Annotated in this window: 22 protein-coding genes and 1 pseudogene; 11 read left to right on the top strand and 12 right to left on the bottom strand. The window is 61.3% G+C overall.

What is annotated here, in order from left to right; translation table 11 throughout:
* Positions 1 to 23 precede the first annotated feature (23 nt).
* Both RSO67_RS06400 and thrS read right to left on the bottom strand, forming a co-directional pair.
* Positions 24 to 236, bottom strand: a complete 213-nt coding sequence (locus tag RSO67_RS06400; RefSeq protein ID WP_315842811.1) for a hypothetical protein — start codon at positions 234 to 236, stop codon at positions 24 to 26.
* Between the two features lie 4 nt (positions 237 to 240).
* Positions 241 to 2,274 (bottom strand): threonine--tRNA ligase, encoded by a 2,034-nt coding sequence (gene thrS / locus RSO67_RS06395; protein ID WP_315842810.1) that lies wholly within the window; start codon positions 2,272 to 2,274, stop codon positions 241 to 243.
* A gap of 197 nt (positions 2,275 to 2,471) precedes the next feature.
* Between thrS and RSO67_RS06390 the strand changes: the two genes are divergently transcribed.
* Positions 2,472 to 3,596 (top strand): MFS transporter, encoded by a 1,125-nt coding sequence (locus RSO67_RS06390; RefSeq protein WP_315844179.1) that lies wholly within the window; start codon positions 2,472 to 2,474, stop codon positions 3,594 to 3,596.
* Here the strand turns inward: RSO67_RS06390 and RSO67_RS06385 are convergent.
* Entirely contained in the window at positions 3,593 to 3,919 is a 327-nt protein-coding gene (locus RSO67_RS06385; protein WP_315842809.1) for a GrlR family regulatory protein, read from the bottom strand. The two genes, RSO67_RS06390 and RSO67_RS06385, sit on opposite strands and share 4 nt — an antisense overlap.
* A 139-nt stretch (positions 3,920 to 4,058) precedes the next feature.
* Between RSO67_RS06385 and RSO67_RS06380 the strand changes: the two genes are divergently transcribed.
* A complete protein-coding gene (locus RSO67_RS06380) occupies positions 4,059 to 4,490 on the top strand; it encodes a DUF3574 domain-containing protein (RefSeq protein ID WP_315842808.1) in 432 nt (143 codons plus the stop codon).
* Here RSO67_RS06380 and yidD read toward each other — a convergent pair.
* Positions 4,487 to 4,825 carry a membrane protein insertion efficiency factor YidD gene (yidD, locus tag RSO67_RS06375; protein WP_315842807.1) on the bottom strand — a complete coding sequence of 113 codons (339 nt, stop codon included), beginning with the start codon at positions 4,823 to 4,825 and terminating at the stop codon, positions 4,487 to 4,489. The genes RSO67_RS06380 and yidD overlap by 4 nt on opposite strands.
* Before the next feature lie 237 nt (positions 4,826 to 5,062).
* Between yidD and RSO67_RS06370 the strand changes: the two genes are divergently transcribed.
* Entirely contained in the window at positions 5,063 to 6,001 is a 939-nt protein-coding gene (locus tag RSO67_RS06370) for a hypothetical protein (protein ID WP_410001873.1), read from the top strand.
* 11 nt (positions 6,002 to 6,012) lie between these two features.
* Here RSO67_RS06370 and RSO67_RS06365 read toward each other — a convergent pair whose 3' ends face one another.
* A complete protein-coding gene (locus tag RSO67_RS06365; protein WP_315842806.1) occupies positions 6,013 to 6,477 on the bottom strand; it encodes an iron-sulfur cluster assembly scaffold protein in 465 nt (154 codons plus the stop codon).
* 337 nt (positions 6,478 to 6,814) lie between these two features.
* On the bottom strand, positions 6,815 to 7,345 hold the full coding sequence (locus RSO67_RS06360) for a hypothetical protein (RefSeq protein WP_315842805.1): 531 nt from the start codon (positions 7,343 to 7,345) through the stop codon (positions 6,815 to 6,817).
* Positions 7,346 to 7,832: 487 nt separating this feature from the next.
* Between RSO67_RS06360 and folE the strand changes: the two genes are divergently transcribed.
* Both folE and hisI read left to right on the top strand, forming a co-directional pair.
* Entirely contained in the window at positions 7,833 to 8,540 is a 708-nt protein-coding gene (gene folE, locus RSO67_RS06355; protein WP_175365506.1) for a GTP cyclohydrolase I FolE, read from the top strand.
* Positions 8,541 to 8,642: 102 nt separating this feature from the next.
* Positions 8,643 to 9,083: a phosphoribosyl-AMP cyclohydrolase gene (gene hisI, locus RSO67_RS06350; protein WP_315842804.1), complete on the top strand. Its 441-nt coding sequence runs from the start codon at positions 8,643 to 8,645 to the stop codon at positions 9,081 to 9,083.
* A gap of 18 nt (positions 9,084 to 9,101) precedes the next feature.
* On the opposite strand, the gene RSO67_RS06345 is transcribed toward hisI, so the two are convergent.
* Complete coding sequence (locus tag RSO67_RS06345; RefSeq protein ID WP_315842803.1) at positions 9,102 to 9,797, bottom strand: hypothetical protein; 696 nt, start codon at positions 9,795 to 9,797, stop codon at positions 9,102 to 9,104.
* Positions 9,798 to 10,025: 228 nt separating this feature from the next.
* Between RSO67_RS06345 and RSO67_RS06340 the strand changes: the two are divergent.
* Positions 10,026 to 11,014, top strand: a pseudogene (locus RSO67_RS06340) (transglycosylase SLT domain-containing protein).
* 301 nt (positions 11,015 to 11,315) lie between these two features.
* The gene (locus tag RSO67_RS06335) at positions 11,316 to 12,488 is read left to right on the top strand and encodes a DUF2336 domain-containing protein (RefSeq protein WP_315842802.1); all 1,173 of its coding nucleotides are present in this window, start codon (positions 11,316 to 11,318) and stop codon (positions 12,486 to 12,488) included.
* 169 nt (positions 12,489 to 12,657) lie between these two features.
* On the opposite strand, the gene RSO67_RS06330 is transcribed toward RSO67_RS06335, so the two are convergent.
* From RSO67_RS06330 to RSO67_RS06310, 5 genes are all read right to left on the bottom strand, one after another.
* Entirely contained in the window at positions 12,658 to 13,239 is a 582-nt protein-coding gene (locus RSO67_RS06330; protein ID WP_231080216.1) for an Hpt domain-containing protein, read from the bottom strand.
* 22 nt (positions 13,240 to 13,261) lie between these two features.
* Positions 13,262 to 13,807 carry a response regulator gene (locus RSO67_RS06325; RefSeq protein ID WP_068731951.1) on the bottom strand — a complete coding sequence of 182 codons (546 nt, stop codon included), beginning with the start codon at positions 13,805 to 13,807 and terminating at the stop codon, positions 13,262 to 13,264.
* Between the two features lie 87 nt (positions 13,808 to 13,894).
* Complete coding sequence (locus RSO67_RS06320; RefSeq protein ID WP_315842801.1) at positions 13,895 to 14,674, bottom strand: NAD kinase; 780 nt, start codon at positions 14,672 to 14,674, stop codon at positions 13,895 to 13,897.
* Positions 14,675 to 14,796: 122 nt separating this feature from the next.
* Entirely contained in the window at positions 14,797 to 16,185 is a 1,389-nt protein-coding gene (locus RSO67_RS06315; protein WP_315842800.1) for a serine hydrolase domain-containing protein, read from the bottom strand.
* 115 nt (positions 16,186 to 16,300) lie between these two features.
* Entirely contained in the window at positions 16,301 to 16,861 is a 561-nt protein-coding gene (locus RSO67_RS06310; RefSeq protein ID WP_315842799.1) for a tetratricopeptide repeat protein, read from the bottom strand.
* Between the two features lie 292 nt (positions 16,862 to 17,153).
* On the opposite strand from RSO67_RS06310, the gene RSO67_RS06305 reads away from it, so the two are divergent.
* From RSO67_RS06305 to RSO67_RS06290, 4 genes are all read left to right on the top strand, one after another.
* The gene (locus RSO67_RS06305) at positions 17,154 to 17,438 is read left to right on the top strand and encodes a His-rich protein BRANT (protein ID WP_089264888.1); all 285 of its coding nucleotides are present in this window, start codon (positions 17,154 to 17,156) and stop codon (positions 17,436 to 17,438) included.
* 263 nt (positions 17,439 to 17,701) lie between these two features.
* Complete coding sequence (locus RSO67_RS06300; protein WP_315842798.1) at positions 17,702 to 18,088, top strand: hypothetical protein; 387 nt, start codon at positions 17,702 to 17,704, stop codon at positions 18,086 to 18,088.
* Between the two features lie 70 nt (positions 18,089 to 18,158).
* Positions 18,159 to 18,635 carry a TspO/MBR family protein gene (locus RSO67_RS06295; RefSeq protein ID WP_315842797.1) on the top strand — a complete coding sequence of 159 codons (477 nt, stop codon included), beginning with the start codon at positions 18,159 to 18,161 and terminating at the stop codon, positions 18,633 to 18,635.
* Positions 18,636 to 18,878: 243 nt separating this feature from the next.
* Positions 18,879 to 19,598 (top strand): outer membrane protein, encoded by a 720-nt coding sequence (locus RSO67_RS06290; RefSeq protein WP_315842796.1) that lies wholly within the window; start codon positions 18,879 to 18,881, stop codon positions 19,596 to 19,598.
* Positions 19,599 to 19,821: the final 223 nt, after the last annotated feature.

Genomic DNA, 19,821 nt, shown 5'->3' with positions numbered 1-19,821 from the left:
CGCGCGACCTGTTCAGAGCCCGCTCAATCGGCCGTCTTGCGCTCCGGCATTTTGGACGCACGATCCAGCAGATCGCGGCCCAGATCCTCCAGCACGGCCCGTGAGGCCAGATAGAGGCTGTGGCCACGCTCCGTCTCGAATGCAATCGCGACCACGTCCGGCCGGTTCGGATCGGCGATCACCTGATAGGATCGAAGCGGATAGGCTTCGATCTCGACCTCGTCGTCGTCACTCATCGGCTCAGGCCTCCGCTTTCGCGCGTTTCACGTCCGGCGGTGTCGCCTCATCGACCAGTGCGGCAAGTGCTTCCTCGAGCGAACTCACCTTCTGGCCATCGCTGCCGAGACGGCGCACCGAGACCTGGCCGGTTTCGGCTTCCTTCTTGCCGACCACGAGCAGAGCAGGGATCTTGGCCAGCGAGTGCTCGCGGACCTTGTAGTTGATCTTTTCGTTGCGCAGATCGATCTCGACACGCAGCCCGGCCTTTCGGGCGGCTGCAGCAACGACCTTGGCGTATTCATCGCCTTCCGAGGTGATCGTGGTGACCACCACCTGCACCGGCGACAGCCAGAGCGGGAAGTTGCCGGCGAAGTGCTCGATCAGGATACCGATGAAACGCTCCATCGAACCGCAGATCGCGCGATGCACCATGACCGGTGCCTTCTTCGAGCCGTCGGCGTCGATATAGAACGCACCGAAACGTTCCGGCAGGTTGAAGTCGACCTGCGTGGTGCCGCACTGCCAGTCGCGGCCGATGGCGTCGCGCAGCACATATTCGAACTTCGGTCCGTAGAACGCGCCCTCGCCAGGCGATATCTCGGTCTTGATGCGGCCGCCGGACTGGCTCTCGATCACCGACAGCACGGTGGCCATCACGCGCTCGGCGTGATCCCACATCTCATCGGTGCCGACGCGCTTCTCCGGCCGCGTCGACAGCTTGACGACGATGTCGCCGAAGCCGAAGTCGGAATAGGTCGACAGGATCAGGTCGTTGATCTTGAGGCATTCCTCGGCGAGCTGCTGCTCGGTACAGAACACATGGGCGTCGTCCTGGGTGAAGCCGCGCACGCGCATCAAGCCGTGCATGGCGCCCGACGGCTCATAGCGATGCACGACGCCAAATTCGGCGAGGCGCAGCGGCAGGTCGCGGTAGCTCTTCAACCCGTGCTTGAAGATCTGTACGTGGCCGGGGCAGTTCATCGGCTTCAGCGCAAACCAGCGCTTGTCCTCGGCTTCGTCGCCGGCCGACTGCGCCGCGAACATGTTCTCGCGATACCATTCCCAGTGGCCTGAGGTTTCCCACAGGACCTTGTCGAGGATCTGCGGCGCATTGACTTCGCTGTAGTCGCCATTGAGGCGGCGGCGCATATAGGCGATCAGCGCCTGGAAGATGGTCCAGCCCTTGGGGTGCCAGAACACGACGCCCGGGCCTTCTTCCTGGAAGTGGAAGAGGTCGAGTTCACGGCCCAGTTTACGGTGATCGCGCTTCTCCGCTTCCTCGATCTGTTTCAGATACGCGTCGAGGTCTTCCTGCTTGGCGAAGGCCGTGCCGTAGATGCGCGTGAGCATCGGATTGTTGCTGTCGCCACGCCAATAGGCGCCGGCCACCTTCATCAGTTTGAAGGCGTTGCCGACCTTGCCGACCGACGTCATATGCGGGCCGCGGCAGAGATCGAACCAGTCGCCCTGGTAGTAGATCTTGATCGGCTCGTTGCCGGGAATGGCATCGACCAGCTCGACCTTGAAGGCTTCGCCCTTGTCGCGGAATACCTGCTTGGTCTTCGCGCGATCCCAGACGTCCTTGGTGAACGGTTTGTCGCGCGCGATGATCTCGCGCATTTTCTTCTCGATCGCGCCGAAGTCCTCGGGCGTGAATGGCTCGTTGCGGAAGAAGTCGTAATAGAAACCGTTCTCGATCACCGGACCGATGGTCACCTGGGTGCCCGGCCACAGCGTCTGCACGGCTTCGGCGAGCACATGCGCCGCGTCATGCCGGATCAGCTCCAGCGCGCGGGAGTCGTCGCGGTTGATGAAATCGATCTTGGCGTCGGCGTCGATCGGATCGGAGAGATCCGAGACGGTACCGTCCAGCGCCATTGCGACGGTACGCTTGGCCAGCGACGGCGAGATGCCCTTGGCGATCTCGAAACCGGTCGTGCCCTTCGCGAATTCGCGCTTGGCGCCGTCAGGGAAAGTAACGGTGATGTTGTTGGTTTCGGCGGGGGTGAGGTTGGCGAGGCCGAACTTGAATCCCGAGCCTTCATTCTCAGTCATGTCTTCTCTCCTGTGGCTCACTCCTGCACACGGGCGCAGGTAAGCGGACGAGCGGTATAGCAGCCGATTCGGGCGTTGCAACACCAGTCTAACTGACCTGATTTGCACGCTTGGCGGGCAGGTTTGACTTGCATGCAGTTGCATCCATAAGATGCGATATCTTGACAGTCGCTCGCCCCTATGCCCCCACCGCACTCATGATCGGCAATTTTGTCACCGGCATTGGCCTGATAGGCCCGACGGCGATGCTTGGCGAGTTGTCGGCGGGGCTGGGTGTCACCATCCGCGAGGCGGGGCTTTTGATCACCTTCGGCGCAGTGATGCTGTGCATCTGCTCGCCCCTGATGTCGTGGCTGACCAGCCGGATCGAACGGCGGCATCTGTTGCTGTTTATCATCGCGGTGGTAGCGGCCGCCAATCTCGCATCGGCCTTCGCGCCGAATTTTGCCGTGCTGCTGGCGATCCGCCTGGTGATGTGCATCGCTGCCGCGCCCTATACACCGCAGGCCGCGGGCGCGGTCGGGATGCTGGTGCCTCCGGACAAGCGTGGCAGCAGCGTTGCCTATGTGTTTCTCGGCTGGACGCTGGCGGCTGCGGTCGGTCTGCCGCTGGTGACCTTCATTGCCAGCCGTTATGGCTGGCGGGAGGTTTACGCATCCGTCGGTGTGATGAGCTGCCTGAGCTTCATGCTGCTGGCGTGGCGATTGCCGCGCGGGCTGTTCGGCGCGCCTGTCGATCTCAGCACTTGGTCTTCGCTGGCCCGCAATCGTCTAGTCGTGCTGCTGCTAATTATCACGACGCTACAGCTTTCGGGGCAGTTTGCGATTTTCACATTCATGGCGCCGCTCCTCGAGCGGCTCGCCGGGGCAGGGCACGATGCGGCAGCGTCCGTCTTCGCGATCTATGGCGTCTGCGGCTTTCTCGGCATCATGACCGCGACGCGGATCGTCGATGGCTGGGGCGCGCTCAATACGTCCATCCTGTCGACGTCGCTGGCGCTTGCGGGCATAACGGTCTGGACGCTCGGCGCAGGCCATCTGCCCGTGATGGCGCTCGGCGTCGCGATCTGGGGGCTCGGCTTCGGCGCCATCACGTCGATGCAGCAGGTCCGCTTGATCATGGCGGCACCGTCGGCCGGAGCGGCTTCGGTCTCGCTCAATACATCGATGCTCTATGTCGGCCAGGCGATTGGATCGGGCATCGGTGGCGCACTGTTCGCCGGCGGATACTTCCATGCGTCGGGGTTCGTCGCGATGGGTTTCCTGACGACGGCACTGGTGGCCATCGCGTTCAGCCGTAAAATGTCGGGACGTGTCGCTTAGTCGCAGATGCGGGTCAGTTGCGCCTTGAACGGCACGCCGGGCAATTGCAGCGCACTGCCTTCGAAATCGAGCAGGTCGCCATTGACGCGGCCGGTCAATGCCAGTGTGACACCTTCAAAGCCGAACACCGACTTGAAGGTCTGATCCGGGTTGTAGCGTTTCGATGACACCTTGACAGAGATGGTCTCGCCTCTGTTTTGATAGTTGCCCATGAAGGCGAAAGCGGAGTTGCCGCCGCGTAGCTTACCGCCGATTGCATAGACGACGCCGGTCCCGGTGCCATGAATAGTATGAAAATGTACTTCGTATAGGCCGTCTTCCACCTGAGTGCCCCGGGCAGTGATGTTAAGTGAAGATGAATTTGGCGAGATGAAGTGGCGGCACCCTATGGTATCAAATGTTATTCAACAATCCCAACAGTAGGCATTTTGTAAAAATAGCTTTGATAATTTGAGGTTCGGGGTGCCGCGACATATCCGCCAACTGTTTTCTGCATGCGTTGCTACATTAACGATCAGCGTATTGATGAGCGGCTGTGCATCGCTGCCACCATCGTGCCTGCTGCCGTCGCGCATGATGGTGTCCGTGGAGATGATCTTCGGCCGCAACATTGGCGATCGGCCTGGTATCAGCGAATCTGCATTTGCAAATTTCGTCGCAAGGGAAATCACGCCGCGCTTTCCCGATGGTCTCACTGTCATCGATGGAGACGGGCAGTGGCGCGACGGCGTGCGTAATGTTGATGTTCGCGAAAGGGCAAAGGTCGTTCTGATCACCTTCGCCGACGGCGCTCAGAAACGTGCCGATCTCGTTGCCATCGCGGAAAGCTATAAGCGGCAGTTCAGTCAGCAGTCCGTGCTCACGAAAGTCGGCAATGCCTGCGTAAGCTTCTAGCTTGCGCTGTCATTGACACCGCGCCAACGCGCGTAGCGCCACGGTGTATACCAACGGGCATCGGGCGACAGCTTGGCCGGCACGTTATCGATACCCGAAGTGCCCCATGGCTGGCAGCGGAGCAGCCGGGCCAGTGTCATCCAGCCGCCGGCCCACAATCCGTAGCGTTCGATCGCTTCGTCGCCATAGACCGAGCAGGTCGGGAGGTGACGGCAATTGTATCCGACCAACGGCGACAGCGTGTGGCGGTATATCCAGATCATGCCGCGACCGGCGTTGCGTGGCAGCCGTTGAATAGTACCGACGCAGTTCGGGCACATGGATGAATGTTTCATGGTCGGATTGCTATCAGATCAGCCGGGTTTTGCCCGGTTCCTTTGCATGGAACCCATCTACTTATGCATTGGAGACACACCTGCCAATTTATCGCATGCAGTGCAGCAAAAGTAACTGGACGCTGCGGCGAAGCCCGTTAGGTTTTCACGTAACGCCCGTGTGACAGAATTATGAGCGTTGTTTGGGGCCGTTGCCATTGCTCATGAGAGTGCGGGGAAGGAACCGACTTGGGACGTATGAGGTCGCTTCGATCAGGTAGTTCGGCGCTGTTTCGCGCCGCGGCCTTTTGCATCGTTCTTCCCGGACTCGCGGCCGGCCTGATGGCTTCGGCCGCGTCCTCTGCCCAAGCTGCAGCCGTTCTCGAAGAACGCAAACTCCCGATGCGCTTCACCTGGGTCGCCTGCGAGCCGAATTGCCGTGGCTGGATCGGCGCGGTGGGGATTGTCACCGGCGACACCGTCAGGGATTTCGACGAGTTTTCCAAAGGCCGCGATCTGACTGACGCGACGGTGGTTCTGGATTCCAGCGGCGGCTCGGTCAATGACGCCATCACCATGGGCCGGCGCTGGCGCAAGCTTGGTCTGCGCACCACAGTCGGTATCACGGTTGACCTGCAATCATCCTCGGGCGTCATGAAGCCGGCGGTCGTGCCGCAGGCCTATTGCGAATCCATGTGCGTCTTTCTGCTGCTGGCGGGCAAGACCCGCTATGTGGCCGAAGAATCCCTTGTACGCGTCCATCAGATCTGGATGGGCGACCGCGCCGACGACCCGAAGGCTGCGAGCTATACGGCAAACGACCTGATGATCGTCGAGCGGGATATCGGCCGTCTTGCCAAATACACCTTCGACATGGGAGGCACGGGCGATCTCTTGTCATTGTCGCTCAGCGTGCCGCCGTGGGACGATCTGCATCGGCTTACGGAAGCCGAGTTGAAGCTGACCAATCTGGTCACCAGCCATAGTGTCGATGATGTGTTGCCCGAGCCTCGCGAGCAGCAGGCGCCGGTCGCATCACTGGTGCCGAAGTCGGTACAGGATCGTTTCGTGAGCGGGCCGGAGAATGAAAACACCCCGGTCGCTTCAGCGCCGGTCGTGTCTTCGACGAAGTCGACCAAGACGGCCGAGGCCTCGGTGCCGACTGGCGGCGTCGCATCGGCACCGTCAGGGAAATAGCCGCGCTGGCGTTACGCCGGCGTCGGCTGGCTGGCTCCGGCGTTTGACTTGGCTTCAATCTGCCCGATGGCGTCCACGACCGCATCGAATGTGAGGAGGGTTGAGGCGTGGCGCGCCTTGTAGTCGCGCACCGGTTCGAGCAGGGCGATATCCGCCCACTTTCCGCCCGATGGTGGTGCGCCGTTTTCCTTCAGCATCTTGCGCACGGTCTCACGCAGCGCACGCAATTCTTCGGCAGTCGAGCCGACCACATGACTTGCCATGATCGACGATGAGGCCTGGCCAAGCGCGCAGGCCTTCACGTCATGGGCGAAGTCGGTGACCACATCGGCATCCATCATGAGGTCGATCTTGACGGTCGATCCGCAAAGCTTGGAATGGGCGGTGGCTGACGCATCGGGGGCAGGGAGGCGGCCCAGCCGGGGAATGTTACCGGCGAGCTCGATGATGCGCTTGTTATAGATGTCGTTCAGCATCTGGTTCGGACCTTAACTGTGCCATCGGTCACTGGGATCACGTCCTTGGCGCGCGAGGAACTGGACTCTATATAGCGTCCATTCCATGAAATAAAAGATCAGCAGTTTCAATGGTCTGTGAGCCGTTATGTTTTTGGCGGCGCACGGATTTTGCACGTCGCAGCTGTCCCCGTCATGTAGGGACGCTCTAGCGACTGCCCACATCTTCAGAAAGAAGGCGTGCCGATCGGATCACATGCGATCCGTGATGGGAACAGATCCAAAGGCTCGATGCCTTCGATCAGCCGGCGCTCGTCCTTGGGACAGACAAAAAGAATTTCGGACCTCTCCGCGCCGCTTAATCGCTTCCGCGGCTGACGTCTCGCCGAGCCTGCGCGCGCTTGTTGGCCTGCGACACCCTCCCAATCCGTGAAGGAGGAATCTTGATATTCCGGCGCCGGCTCGGGATGGCGCGCATTCCTTCACCGGGGCGCAGATCATTCTGCGGTCGAGAGAATTGCTGTGCTCGTCGCTGGGCCAATGCGCGCCTGGCGGCCTCTCCGAGTTCCTTTTTTGCTTCGAAGTTCTGCAGGCGCTTTAGCTCCTTGCTAACGCGTTTTATCGCAGCGACGAAGACTTGCTTGCGCTGAGTTGCATGCTCGGCTGTTCCCGAAAAGCTGCCGCCCCGCGGTTCGGCTTTTCCTCTTGCTTCGCGCTGCCGATGCCGCGCAAGGGTGTGCTCCTTGCCATGAAAATCCCGTAGCCTCGAGCGAAGGCTCTCCAGCTTGTCGCGCGTTAGTTCGCCGATGGCGGGATGATGAGTAGCAAGCACGATTTCTTGCTCGTCGTGTTTCAGAATGCTGATTTCATACCTGCAGGATGCCGCCATCGCCTTTTCCTCCAACCAATGGCTGGGTTACGGATCGGTCGCGCTGTTTTTCGCACCTCCCTCAGAACCAGCGTCCTCCATAAGAGGCGCGCGGGGTGCTGTTTGACGCGATGCGCGCTGCCGAGATTGTTCCTCCGGGCCGTTCTGAAGTATCGGGTCATCACCCTAGGCTCACATGGGAACTGCCCGCATTGCCCTTGAATGGTGCACTGGGAAAAATAGGAAAAAGACCAACGATTTAAATGTGATGAGTGGGTTGCCTGATGGCTGGCAACGATCGTAATGGTTCACTATATAGGGCGGAGCCCGGCTAACAGAGCGCCGGGCGTTCTCCAGATCGCCGGAATTTGAGAATTCAGTTCGGCGGCCTCGGTGTTATTGTCGCAAGACGATGTTTTATTGACGGACTCAGGCGTCCGGCGGCTTGGCCGCCCCGTCTGCCCGGTGACACTCCGGCCTCCCGTGGGGCCGGTCGAACGGAGTAAAGATGGACGCAGTGATCAAGCCGCTTCGCGGCAAATCCCCGGATGGCAAGCCGACCGAGAGCAAAGTGCAGGAATTCCGGCCGGCGGAGCTCGATCCCGCCGAGTTTCTGGCTGCGGCGGTAAATCCCGACCAGCTGCGGCCCTCGCGCGCTGAGGCCGAGCAGGCCGTGCAGACACTGCTCGCCTATATCGGCGAGAATCCGCAGCGCGAAGGCCTCATGGACACCCCGCGCCGGGTAGTCGAGGCCTATGACGAGTTGTTCCAGGGCTATCATCAGTGCCCGGCCGAGGTCCTGAACCGGACCTTCGGCGAGACCGCCGGCTATGACGATTTCGTGCTGATCCGCGACATGGCCTTCGTCTCCCATTGCGAGCACCACATGATGCCGTTCTACGGCAAGGCGCATATTGCCTATACGCCGGTGGAGCGCGTCGTTGGTCTCTCCAAGCTGGCGCGTCTCGTGGATATCTTCGGCCATCGGCTGCAGACCCAGGAGCATCTGACCGCGCAGCTTGCTGCTGCGGTTGATGAAGTGCTGAAGCCGCGCGGCGTTGCCGTGATGGTCGAGGCCGAGCACACCTGCATGTCGGCCCGCGGCATCCGCAAGGAAGGCTCGCGCACTTTCACGACCCGTTTCACCGGCAATTTCCGCGACAATCCTGCCGAGCAGGCGCGGTTCATGTCGATGATCCAGTCCATGTCGCGCTAAACCCACGTCTCGCTGATCGCGCGACGACCGTGATTTGCTGCTAGAGTATCGGGCGCATGAGGCGCCCGATTTTCGTTTGACGACTACTGTGAGAGATTTTCAGTGTCCAATACATCACACGCGCACAGCCATGATCTCGAAGAAGGCCTCGCGCTCACGCCGAAATTCGACGCTGCCGGTCTCGTCACCGTCGTGACGACCGACGTGGCGAATGGCGACGTGCTGATGGTGGCGCATATGAATGACGAGGCGCTGCGCAATACCATCGAAACCGGCGATGCCTGGTATTACAGCCGTTCGCGCAAGGCGCTATGGCGCAAGGGCGAGAGCTCGGGCAAGACCCAGCGCGTGGTCGAGATGCGGATGGATTGCGACCAGGATGCGATCTGGATCAAGGTTGAGCAGATCGGCGGAGCCGCCTGCCACACCGGCCGCCGCTCGTGTTTCTACCGCGCGATCACCAAGGGCGAGGCTGGGGCAGCGAAGGTGTCGTTCATCGATGCGGACAAGGTGTTCGATCCGGCGTCGGTCTACGGAAGCTGAACTGGCTTCGATCTTGGGTCACGCCAGCCGGCTGGCGAAATCCTGCCGGGATTTGGCGGCGCTGATGCCGGTTGGATCGGCGATCATGTCCATGTAATCAACGGCCGCTGACCGGAGCTTGCCGTCCTTCATAGTCATGACGCCAGACAGGGTCTGGATGTTCATCGAACGGAGATTGTAGTTCTTCCAGGCTTCCGCCTGTTTCGCTTCGCTATTGGTCGATTTTTTCTGCTCGTTGTAGAGATCGAGCGAAGCTTGCGCGGCCTTCAGGGCATTCAGGCCCGAGACTTCCTTCATCTCCTTGGCGAGCGCCGGATCGTCGCTGAACATCTTCTCGATCTTCGCCTTCCAGGGGCCTTCGGCAGTCACGTTGCCAAATTTGTCGACCTTCATGTGGGTCGCATATTCGGGCGGGATGTTCATTTTCTCGAACGCTTTGGAGAGGCGGTCGGCTAGGGCGTCGGTCCGCTTTGTCAGCATTTCGTCGAATGTATCGGTGAGCCCTTCGGTCGCGGCCTGATCGGCCTTGGCCTTTTCGATGATCGCCTTGGCGCGGTCCGACAGCGATACGAAGGCAGCAGGAGCTACCGGCGCAGCTGCAGGCTTGTCGGATGAGGCGGATGGCTTGGCGGAGGCAAGGGCGGCGGGGGTCGTCTTGTCCCACGATTGTGCCGACGTCGAACGCGCGTTTGCGCCATTTGCGACCGCAACCATCGTGATCTCCATTCCCGCTGCCGACGGGAGCGAGATCTCCGTCAGACACATACGGAAACACCCTCGCGTTAATGCTCTGTAAAACATGCAACCAAGGATGGAGGTGTTGGGCGCCAAAACCCTCTTAGCGTTTCGTTAACCATGAATGTCCCACTGTGTCCGCGGCTTCCGCACGGCTGACAGGGCACGATTCCCGGTGGTCATGTCGCGGCAGCGGGGCACCACACTATGGCGGTCGACGCGACCAACCTCGCATCAGCACTCTCGTCAACGCGCAGTCAGGTGACCGGCGCGATCAAGAATGCTGCCGGCACCACGGGCACGAGCTTCGAATATCTGCTCGCCACCGCCAAGATGGAATCAATTTCAATCCCTCGGCCACGGCTTCGACGTCCTCGGCCAAGGGCCTGTTCCAGTTCATCGAGCAGACCTGGCTCGGCACCGTGAAGGAGGCCGGGACGCAGCTCGGCTACGGCAAATATGCCGACGCCATCACCAAGTCACCTTCGGGAAGTTATTCGGTGAACGATCCGGCTGCGAAGGCCGAAATCCTGAAACTGCGTGACGATCCCGTCGCGAGTTCAGCGATGGCCGGCGTGCTGACGCAGTCCAACGGTTTCAAGCTTACGGGCGAGATCGGTCGTCGTCCCAGCGATGCCGAACTCTATATGGCGCATTTCATGGGCGTCAGCGGCGCCTCCAAGCTGATCAACAATGCGGCGAATAATCCGAGCGCATCGGGCGCGGCGTTGTTTCCGAATGCCGCCGCAGCGAACCGGTCGATCTTCTACGATCAGAGCGGCAGCGCCCGCAGCGTGTCGCAGGTCTATTCGGTGCTGTCGGCGCGCTATGACGGTGCTGCGAATTCCACCGCGACACGGACGGCGATGGCGTCCGCGGGCGTGGTGACGGCGCAGGCGGTCTCGCCACTGACGCCATCCAGCAATGCGACTTTCCTGTCGCGCTTCCCGGATCTGAGCACTGCGCAGGTCGCAAGCTTTGCATCCGATCAGTCATCGTCAGCCGTGCAGGAACAACCGATTTTCCGGTCGCTGTTCCAGGGTGGCGATCGTGCGCAACCTGTGTCGCCGGCGGTGCAGGAATTATGGGGCAACCGCACATCACTGACGTCCACGTCGCTGCCGAAAGCACCTGAAGTCGGCGTGCCCAAGCCGCTCGATCTGTTCAGCGATCGTGCCGGGACTTTTAGTAGTTAGGTAGTGCGCTAACGCAATTCGGATGCGGCGTGGCGCAGTCCGGATTTGATCCCGCAGGCCTGAACTACACTTTCAAATACACTACTATCTTCCGACGACCGTATGGCGGATTGCGCGGAGATTTATCCGCGTGGCAGACGTCCGGGGTAGGCCGCACATTTCCCAGCGTGTCCGATCCCTTAATAAAACCTCAACAAACCCATAAGCTTATGGTGAACCGTTTGTTAAGTGAGATGGTTTATTTTCTCTGACAGTGGCATCGCGTTTCGGTGTTGATCTTGTTGCGTAGGCTGGCAGAACCATGATTGTTCGGCAGTTCATCAGTTGGGTACGGACCGCTCCAGCCAGCGAGCGGGCAGAGGCAACGCGCTCTTTGGCGCGGGCCTGGATTTTTTCTGATCTGTCAGACGACGACCGTGCCGCCGCCGAAGGCGCGCTGCTGATGCTGCTCGATGACGCATCGCCGCTGGTGCGCCAGGCCATGGCGCAGGTGTTTGCCCGCGCGCCGTCGGCGCCCCCGGCCATCGTGCAGGCGCTGTCGGTGGATCAGCCCTGTGTGTCGCTTCCGGTGCTCGAACATTCGCCGCTGCTGATCGATGCCGATCTGGTCGACATCGTTGCCACCGGGAATAGCGAGCTGCAATGCGCCGTCGCGCGCCGCATCAATCTTCCGATCTCGATCTGCGCCGCCATTGCCGAAGTCGGTTCTGCCGCTGCGGCGCTCGAACTCATCGAAAATCCATATGCCGAACTGGCGCCGTTCTCCTGGGACCGTATCGTCGAGCGTCACGGTCATCTCGCCGCCATCCGCGAAGCGATGCTGGCCCTTGACAATCTGCCAGCCACGACGCGCCTGGCGCTGGTGGCCAAGCTCTCCGAAACACTGACCCGCTTCGTCGTTGCGCGTAACTGGCTGTCGCCGGATCGTGCCGAGCGCATTGCCGACGAGGCGATGGCGCGCTCCACGGTCAATATTGCGTCACGTTCGCGCGGCGACGAGATGCGCGATCTCGTGCATCACCTGCGCGAAACCGGGCAACTGACCGTCGGCCTGATCCTCCGCGCCCTGCTGTCGGGCAATCTCGACCTGTTCGACCAGGCGCTGGTGGAGCTGTCCGGCCTGCCGCAGAGCCGCGTGGCCGCGCTGGTCTATGACGGCGTCGGTGCCGGGCTGAACGCATTGCTTGCCCGCGCAGGTCTGCCGGAGTCGACATTCCCTGCCTTCCGCGCCGCTCTCGCTGCGCGCAATGAAATCGGTTTCATCGGCTCTGTTGGTGGCGCTGTGCGTCTGCGCCGTCGCATGGTCGAGCGGGTGTTGACGGTGTGCGAGACCGATGAGGCGGCGTCCGAGCCGCTGTTGATCCTGCTGCGGCGTTTCGCAACGGAGTCGGCCCGCGAGGAAGCGCGTGTGTTCTGCGATGAACTGGCCGAACAGGCGAATTCACGCGACGAGTATCAGCTGATCGCGGCGTAAGCATCAAATATCTCAGTCGTCATGCCCGGCCTTGAGCCGGGCATCCATCGTTCGACATCAGCGCATTTCAATAGATGGATGGCCGGGTCATCAAGCGAAGCTGCTTCGCACTGCCCGGCCATGACATGGAGAGTGTTTCGATCGCATCAAACGAAATTGCGGAGCGACGCTATTCCTTCGGCACGATGCTTGGCGCCGAGATCATCTCGAGATGATCCGGCCGATCGCGATTGACCAGCGTCAGATAATCATCCGCGACGGCACGCAGGCGTGCGCTGAGTTCGTTGGCCACGCCGGCCTTCTCGATGGTGTTGTGCTCGCGCACGATCGCCTGGATCGCATCGATATGGTGCTGGATCAGATCCGCCGGCACCGCATCGAGATCGGGGGCGTGTTCGAGAATCCGGCACAGACTCTCGGCGGCCACACCGGCTGCGGGGAAGCCGAAGGTCGAGGCGTCGCCCTTGATGTCGTGAGCGGCGCGAAACAGCTCACCGCGGGTGTGCGTATCGAAGCCCTTCTTCAGGATCGCGGCATGTGCTGCGGCAAGGCGGTCGCATTCGCTGCGCATCCAGGTCTTGAACTCGCCGGAGAGATTGGCCAGAGCCTGTTCGGCGCGCGCCACGGGATCGTCGAGTTCGCGATCGATGACGCGGCGGATCGCGTGCTTCAGTGTGTTCGGCGGCGTGATGACCTGGTGATCGGCGAAAGCCTGCACCTTCGGCGGCGCCGGCGCTTTGTTCTTGGCCATGGTCGTTTCTCCGAACATTGCGCTAGCCGGTGACACGGGCTTTATCCAGCAGCGACGGCTGCTGCAGAACCTCGGCTTCACCGCCATTGCGGCGTTCCGGTCCGATATAGGCGACGGTTGTGTTGCGGCGGCGGTCGGGCCCGAAATAGTTCTTCGTCTTGATGAAGGGGCGGGGATGCGCGACCACGCTCATGATGCGCAGATAGAGCCCCTTGGCCGAGATCGGCTTGGCCAGAAATTCGGTGACGCCGGCATCGCGCGCCATGGTGATGCGGCGCTTTTCGGAATGGCCGGTTAGCATGATGATCGGCGCGTAAGGATTGCCCTTGGAATCCGGCTGCCGGATCATCTGTGCCAGTTCCAGCCCGTCGAAAATCGGCATCGCCCAGTCGGCGATCACGATGTCGGGCACATAGTGGCTGTACATTTCCAGCGCCGTGGCGCCGTCCTCGGCCTCATAGACTTCGCGGGCGCCGAACGAATGCAGCAGCGTGCGCAGGATGCGCCGCATGTGCGGATTGTCGTCGCAGACCAGAAAACGCAGCTTGTTGAAGTCGATACGGAACATGATGCGGCTCGAACCGGGCTGGGACCGTTACCCGGTGTTAACCATACCGCGCCGCGTCTTAACGAATGGTTGAGGCGGGCAGGCGCCTCAATATCCGAATTGTTCGCTCAGGATGCGTTCTTCCAGGCTGTGGCCGGGGTCGAACATCATGCGCATCGAAATCGACTTGTCGGAGATGATTTCGACCCGCCGGACGTCGCGGGCTTCCTCGTTGTCGGCGACGGCGGCCACCGGGCGCTTTTCGCCTTCCAGCACCTCGATGGCGACGATCGCCGTATTGGGAAGCAGCGCGCCGCGCCAGCGCCGCGGGCGGAACGCGCTGATCGGCGTCAGCGCCAGCAGCGCGGCATTGATCGGCAGGATCGGTCCCTGCGCCGACAGGTTATAGGCGGTGGAGCCGGCGGGCGTCGCAACTAGAATGCCATCGGCGGCAAGTTCGGCCATCCGTTCGCGTTCATCGATGAGGATGCGCAGGCGCGCCAGTTGATGCGTCTGGCGAAACAGCGAGACCTCGTTGATGGCGTGATGGATGTGTACGCCGCCATGGACGTCCGTGGCGCGCATGAGCAGGGGATTGATCAACGTCTCGCGCGCCGCGGCGAGGCGCGGATGCAGATCATGCGTTGAGAACTCGTTCATCAGAAAACCGACGGTGCCGCGATGCATGCCGTAGATCGGTTTGCCAGTGCGCATGAAGTCGTGCAGCGTCTTCAGCATCAACCCGTCGCCACCCAGCGCGACGATGATGTCGGCGGTCTCCGGATCGGCATTGCCATAGAGCTGTGTCAGCTGATCGAGCGCTGCCTGCGCTTCCGCACTGGTGCTGGCCACGAAGGCGATCCGGTCATAGCGCTTGGACGGGTTCATCAGGGGATCGCCGGCTCATGCTGTGTGATTGCGCGGGGTCGTCTAGCCGACCTCGCTGGGGCTTGTCGAGCGAAAGGATAGCAGGTCTTTGAGACGGCCGGGCTGCAGGGAGCGCCGCATCGTTAACGGGGCGAGCGGCGCCCGGTTGCTCCATATTTGCGGGTCAGCTCCTCCGCGACCGCCTTTTCGGGCCTTAATTTGCTGCCGGCGAGCCAAACCTCGGTCACTTTCCCGGTCTTGCCACGGACCCTCCGGACTGCTTCCCCATAACTGGAATAACCCGCGGCCGCGGCGATCGTGCCCTTGTCCTTGCCGGTCACCTCGATCTCGGCGACGTCCATGAAGGGATTGATCGCCTGAGGCGTGGCGACCAGCACCCGGTCTCCGATGGGCACCAGATCAAACGCGCTCCATGAGGTCCACATGCGTCCCGTCCAGTCGCGGACGCGCTTTTGCGGCGCGCCGCGCTGGGCGAATGCGCGCAGGATATGCACGGCGCCATCAACCCAGATGGGTGCCCAGCCGTCGGTGGCATTGGTGAAAACCGAGATCGTCAGCTCGCAGGCCGGTATCACGGCGGTGCGCGAGATATAGCCATGAAACCCGCCATTGTGGCCGAACCAGTCCCAGCCGGCGGTGGTGCCGTTCATAGTGCCGAGGCCGTAATAGCTCTCGATAGTTGCGTGCGGATTGCGCCAGTGCCGCCGTGTCATCTCACGCCGGCCCGCCGCAGACAGCACGCTGTGCTTTGCATTGGGTGCAAGCTCCGCGAAGAAGCGCGCGATGTCGGCTGCGGTGCTGACGAAGCCCGCGGCAGGCGTGATGGCGTGGCACGGCGTGTCGCCGGGAATGACCAGACGGCGGTCGAGCGGAAGCCGCGGCGTATGACCTTGCGCGAGGGGCGCGCCCTTTGTCAGCGGCATGTCGGGTTGGGTCTCGCGCAGGCCGACCGCATCAATGATCTCGCGCCTGATCCAGTCGCGATAGGGCTCGCCGGTGACAGCTTCGATGACGAGGCCGAGCAGGCCAAAGCCATGGTTGAAATATTTCAGCCGCGTGCCGGGCGCAATCGCGAGCGGTTGCTGCAGCTCGGACAATAGCTCCTTCTTGTCGAGATAGGGGCGGCTGTCGATGAACTGCCCGGCATCGACGCCGTCGCGCGTGAGGCCGGCGCTATGCGACAGTAGTTGTCCGATCGTCGTTGCAGCGACCTGCGGATGCAGGCCTTTCACATGGTCGCCAACGGGATCGTCGAGGCGCAATTTGCGTTGTTCGCGGAGCTTCATCAGTCCGGCAGATGTGAAGCTTTTCGAATGCGAGGCGATCCGGAAGCGATGCCGCGGCGTCAGCTTCTCGCCGGTCGCGAGGTCGGCGTGACCGAAGGCATATTCAGCGACGATCTTGCCGCGATGCGCGATGGCCACGAGGCAGCCGGGTTGCTGCGTCGTTGCCATCTGGAATGAGAGCCAGTCGTGGATGTAGTCGAGCGCGGGCTTCAGCCAGGGATCCATCAGAGGTCTCAATGTGAGGAGAGCGTCGCAGCCGCGAATATGAGCTGATCTCTCAGCCATAACAAAGCCGGCACAATCCGAAGGACTGCGCCGGCTGACCGATCCGCGAACGGGATCAGTAGGTGGGACCGGAGCCGGGCGCCTTTTCCAGCGCAGCAGCGAGCGATTTATATTCGGCTGAATCTTTGCCGCTCAGCGAAGCAATCTTGTTGAGATGATACTGCGCCTGATCGCGGTTGCCCTGTTCGACCTGCCACAAGCCGTAATACTGCCAGGTGCGGACATGGGCGGGGTCGGCCTTCAGCGCGCGCTCGTACCAGATCTGCGAGACCTTGTAGTCGCCGAGCTTGCGATAGGAGTAGCCGATCAGGTTGGCGACATCGGCGCGGTCGTCCTGGCCTAGCGCCTTGAGCTGCGCGATGGCGGCCGTGTAGTCCTGCTTGTCATAGACCGTGGCATAGGCAGCGCGATAGTTGGCGAGGAACGCGGTATTCTCGCTGTTCGGATTCCTGGTCTCGGTTTTCTTCTTCTTGTCCTTGGTGCCCTTGGTGTCGGACGCCGGCGGTGCGGAAGGCGTATCGCCGCCTGCGGCATAGGCCGGGGTCAACGAGGGCGTGGCGGCAACGGCCACGGAAAACATTGCCAGCGTCGTCAGCCTGATCGCGAGGTGGGTCATGCAGCGCTCCTGTTTGCAACAGCAATAATCTGACACGGAAGTCTCAGGTTGTGAACACCGGACGTGGGTGTTCATTCCCGCTTGTGCCGACGTGGGGAGCAGACTTGTGGCAGCAGACTTGGGGCAGGACGCCTGACCCAGCGATCATGACGAGGATGTCACCGAGATGAACGAAGCCTGTCCGGCTTCCTCAGAGTGGGTTCAGCGCAGCGTCGCTAGTCTGACTGCATTGATCGACAAGCCCGGCCAACCGACCGGTCAACTTCGTGATCGAGACCGACAGGAGACGACCATGTTGAAGAAAATTTCCACCGCGTTGATCGTAGTTTCCATGCTTGCCGCTCCCGCGATGGCTGCCGGTATCGCCAAGACCACGCCGGCGCCGATCACCAAGCCGGTGACGTCGGCCGATAACAAGGTGCAGGCCAAGCCCGGCGTGCTGAACGCAAATGCGAAAATGGTCCGCCATCATCACCGCCATGCCCGTCCTCATCATCGCTTCCACAAGAAGATGAGCGTTCACAAAGTTCACAAGCACACCGCCATCCAGACCACAGTCGTGCACAAGCGCGGCTGAGGGGGCTCCGCGGTCGCGGCCTCATATTGCCCAGTCGCGATCGCGGAGTTTCAACGGCCGGCCTGCTGCACCTATCTCCTGGGATGCATAACATCCCTGAGGTGCGGCAGGCCGGTTCGTTTGTGTGGGTCCGTCACCGAGATGCGAATTCCAATTCCGGAGCGAACCGTCTAGGACAGGCATGACGGGGACACGCTTGCGTAATTGAGACGGCACGACGGATGAGACGGCATTTGGGGATATCTTTGAGACGGGCAGCGGTAATGCTGCCGCTTTGGCTTGCAGCATGCGGAGGAGGCGGCGCCGGTGGCATCAGCTTCACGGATGATCAGGGCGTTGCCGCGCAGCCATTTCCGACCAATTATCGCGTCGATCTGCTGGCGTTCTTCAAGACCTATCTGAACAATCCCGTCGGTGTCCGCGACGCCATGATGGCGGAACCGGTGCAACGCACCGTGGGCGGTCGTCTGCGCTATGTCAGTTGCGTGCGCTATACGGCGAAGGATTTCGATGGCCGATACACGGCGCCGCAGGAGAAGGCGGTGTCCTATGTGGACAAGCGGCTCGATCGGATCGTCGACAATGTCGCAGAGGCGTGTGCCGGCGCCACCTATGCGCCGTTCCCCGAGATGGAGAAAATGACGCGCTAGCGCGTTAGCTGTCCGAACATTTCACGTCCGGGCAGTCGGATATTCTTGCGCGCGCTCAACCGGTGCATCGATGCCCATCAAATCCATCGGCCGCTTGCTGCTTTGTCTCGTGGTCTGTCTCGGCATCGGCGTCGTGGGCTCGCTCTCGACGAAGCCGGAAATCGCCGGATGGTATGCGGGCATCGCCAAACCATTCTGGACGCCGCCGCCTGGCGTGTTCCCGATCGCATGGACGACGCTCTACGTCCTGATGGCCATCGCGTTCTGGCGATTATGGGACCGAACCGCGCCGTCGGCGCCGCGCAGCCGCGCGATGGTTCTATTCGCCATTCAGCTCGCGCTCAACGCCGCATGGTCGCCGGTATTCTTTGGCTGGCATGGCATCCGCACCGGCCTCGCGATCATCGTGCTGATGGTCGTCACCATCGCCGCCACCATCGTTTCGGCTTTGCAGGTGGACCGGATTGCAGCCTGGTTGCTGGTTCCGTATCTCTGCTGGGTGCTCTATGCGAGCACCATCAATGCCGGCGTAGTCGCCCTCAATTGATCGCAACGCTGCCGCAGGATTGCCGCACCCGCTTCCGGGGTATCATGACACTGAAAAACCCGATCAAGTTCGCGTGAGCGATGAACCAAAAGCGCTTCTGCTCCGCCTGAAAATGAATAAATCCAAAAGTGTTGCTGCTTTGTCGCAGTCGGCAAACATCGATGTGGCAACGCCTGCCGTGAAGCAACCAAACTGCCGCCACGTTGTTTTTCGATGGTCATTACGCAACACAGGGGAACAACCATGAAGAAGCTTCTGCTCAGCGCGTCGGCCATTGTTGCCGTGGCCGCGATCTCGTCTTCAGCCTTCGCTGCCGACCTTCCGGCGCGGACCTATACCAAGGCCCCGGCCTATACGGCGCCGGCTTTGGTCTACAATTGGACCGGTTTCTACATCGGCGGCCATCTCGGCGGCGCTTTCGGTGACAGCAACAGCCTCGTCGGCGATAGCGGCCGCTTCATGGGCGGTGTGCAGGGTGGCTTCGACTATCAGTTCGCCACCAACTGGGTGGTCGGTGTCGAAGCCCAGTACAGCTGGCTGGCGAGCAGCAATACTAGCCTCGTCTTCCCGAATGGCACGACCATCACGGGCGGCGGTAACGATCAGCTCGGCTCGGTCACCGGTCGTCTCGGTTACACCTGGGGTCCGGCACTGCTCTACGCCAAGGGCGGTTACGCCTGGAAGGATAACAACAATCTGACCATCGCCGCTGTGGCTCCCGCGGTTGCGGTCATCGATGGCAACAAGAAGGACGGCTACACGGTCGGTGGCGGTCTCGAATACATGTTCTCGCCGAACTGGTCGGGCAAGGTCGAATATCAGTACTATAACTTCGGCAACACCACGATCACCTCGACGGCCATTCCTGGCGGCTCGACGAGCTTCAACAACGACGAGCACACCATCAAGGCCGGCCTGAACTATCGCTTCGGCTGGGGTGGCCCGGTGGTCGCCAAGTACTGAGCAAGTACGACGCGAATTCGATCTTTGACGGAAAGGCCGGCATCACGCCGGCCTTTTTTGTTTGCCGATGTGTGAGCATGCTTGCGCCTGCGCTCACCCCATCCTGTGATCTCGCGTAACGCTCTCAGTCGTCATGGCCGGGCGGCGGGAAGCGAGCTTCGCGATGCTCTCAGGTCTATCACCACGTCATGGCCGGGCTTGTCCCGGCCATCCACGTCTGACG

This window comes from Tardiphaga sp. 709, assembly GCF_032401055.1.
Taxonomy (GTDB): domain Bacteria; phylum Pseudomonadota; class Alphaproteobacteria; order Rhizobiales; family Xanthobacteraceae; genus Tardiphaga.
This window is presented reverse-complemented; position numbering and strand designations above follow the sequence as displayed.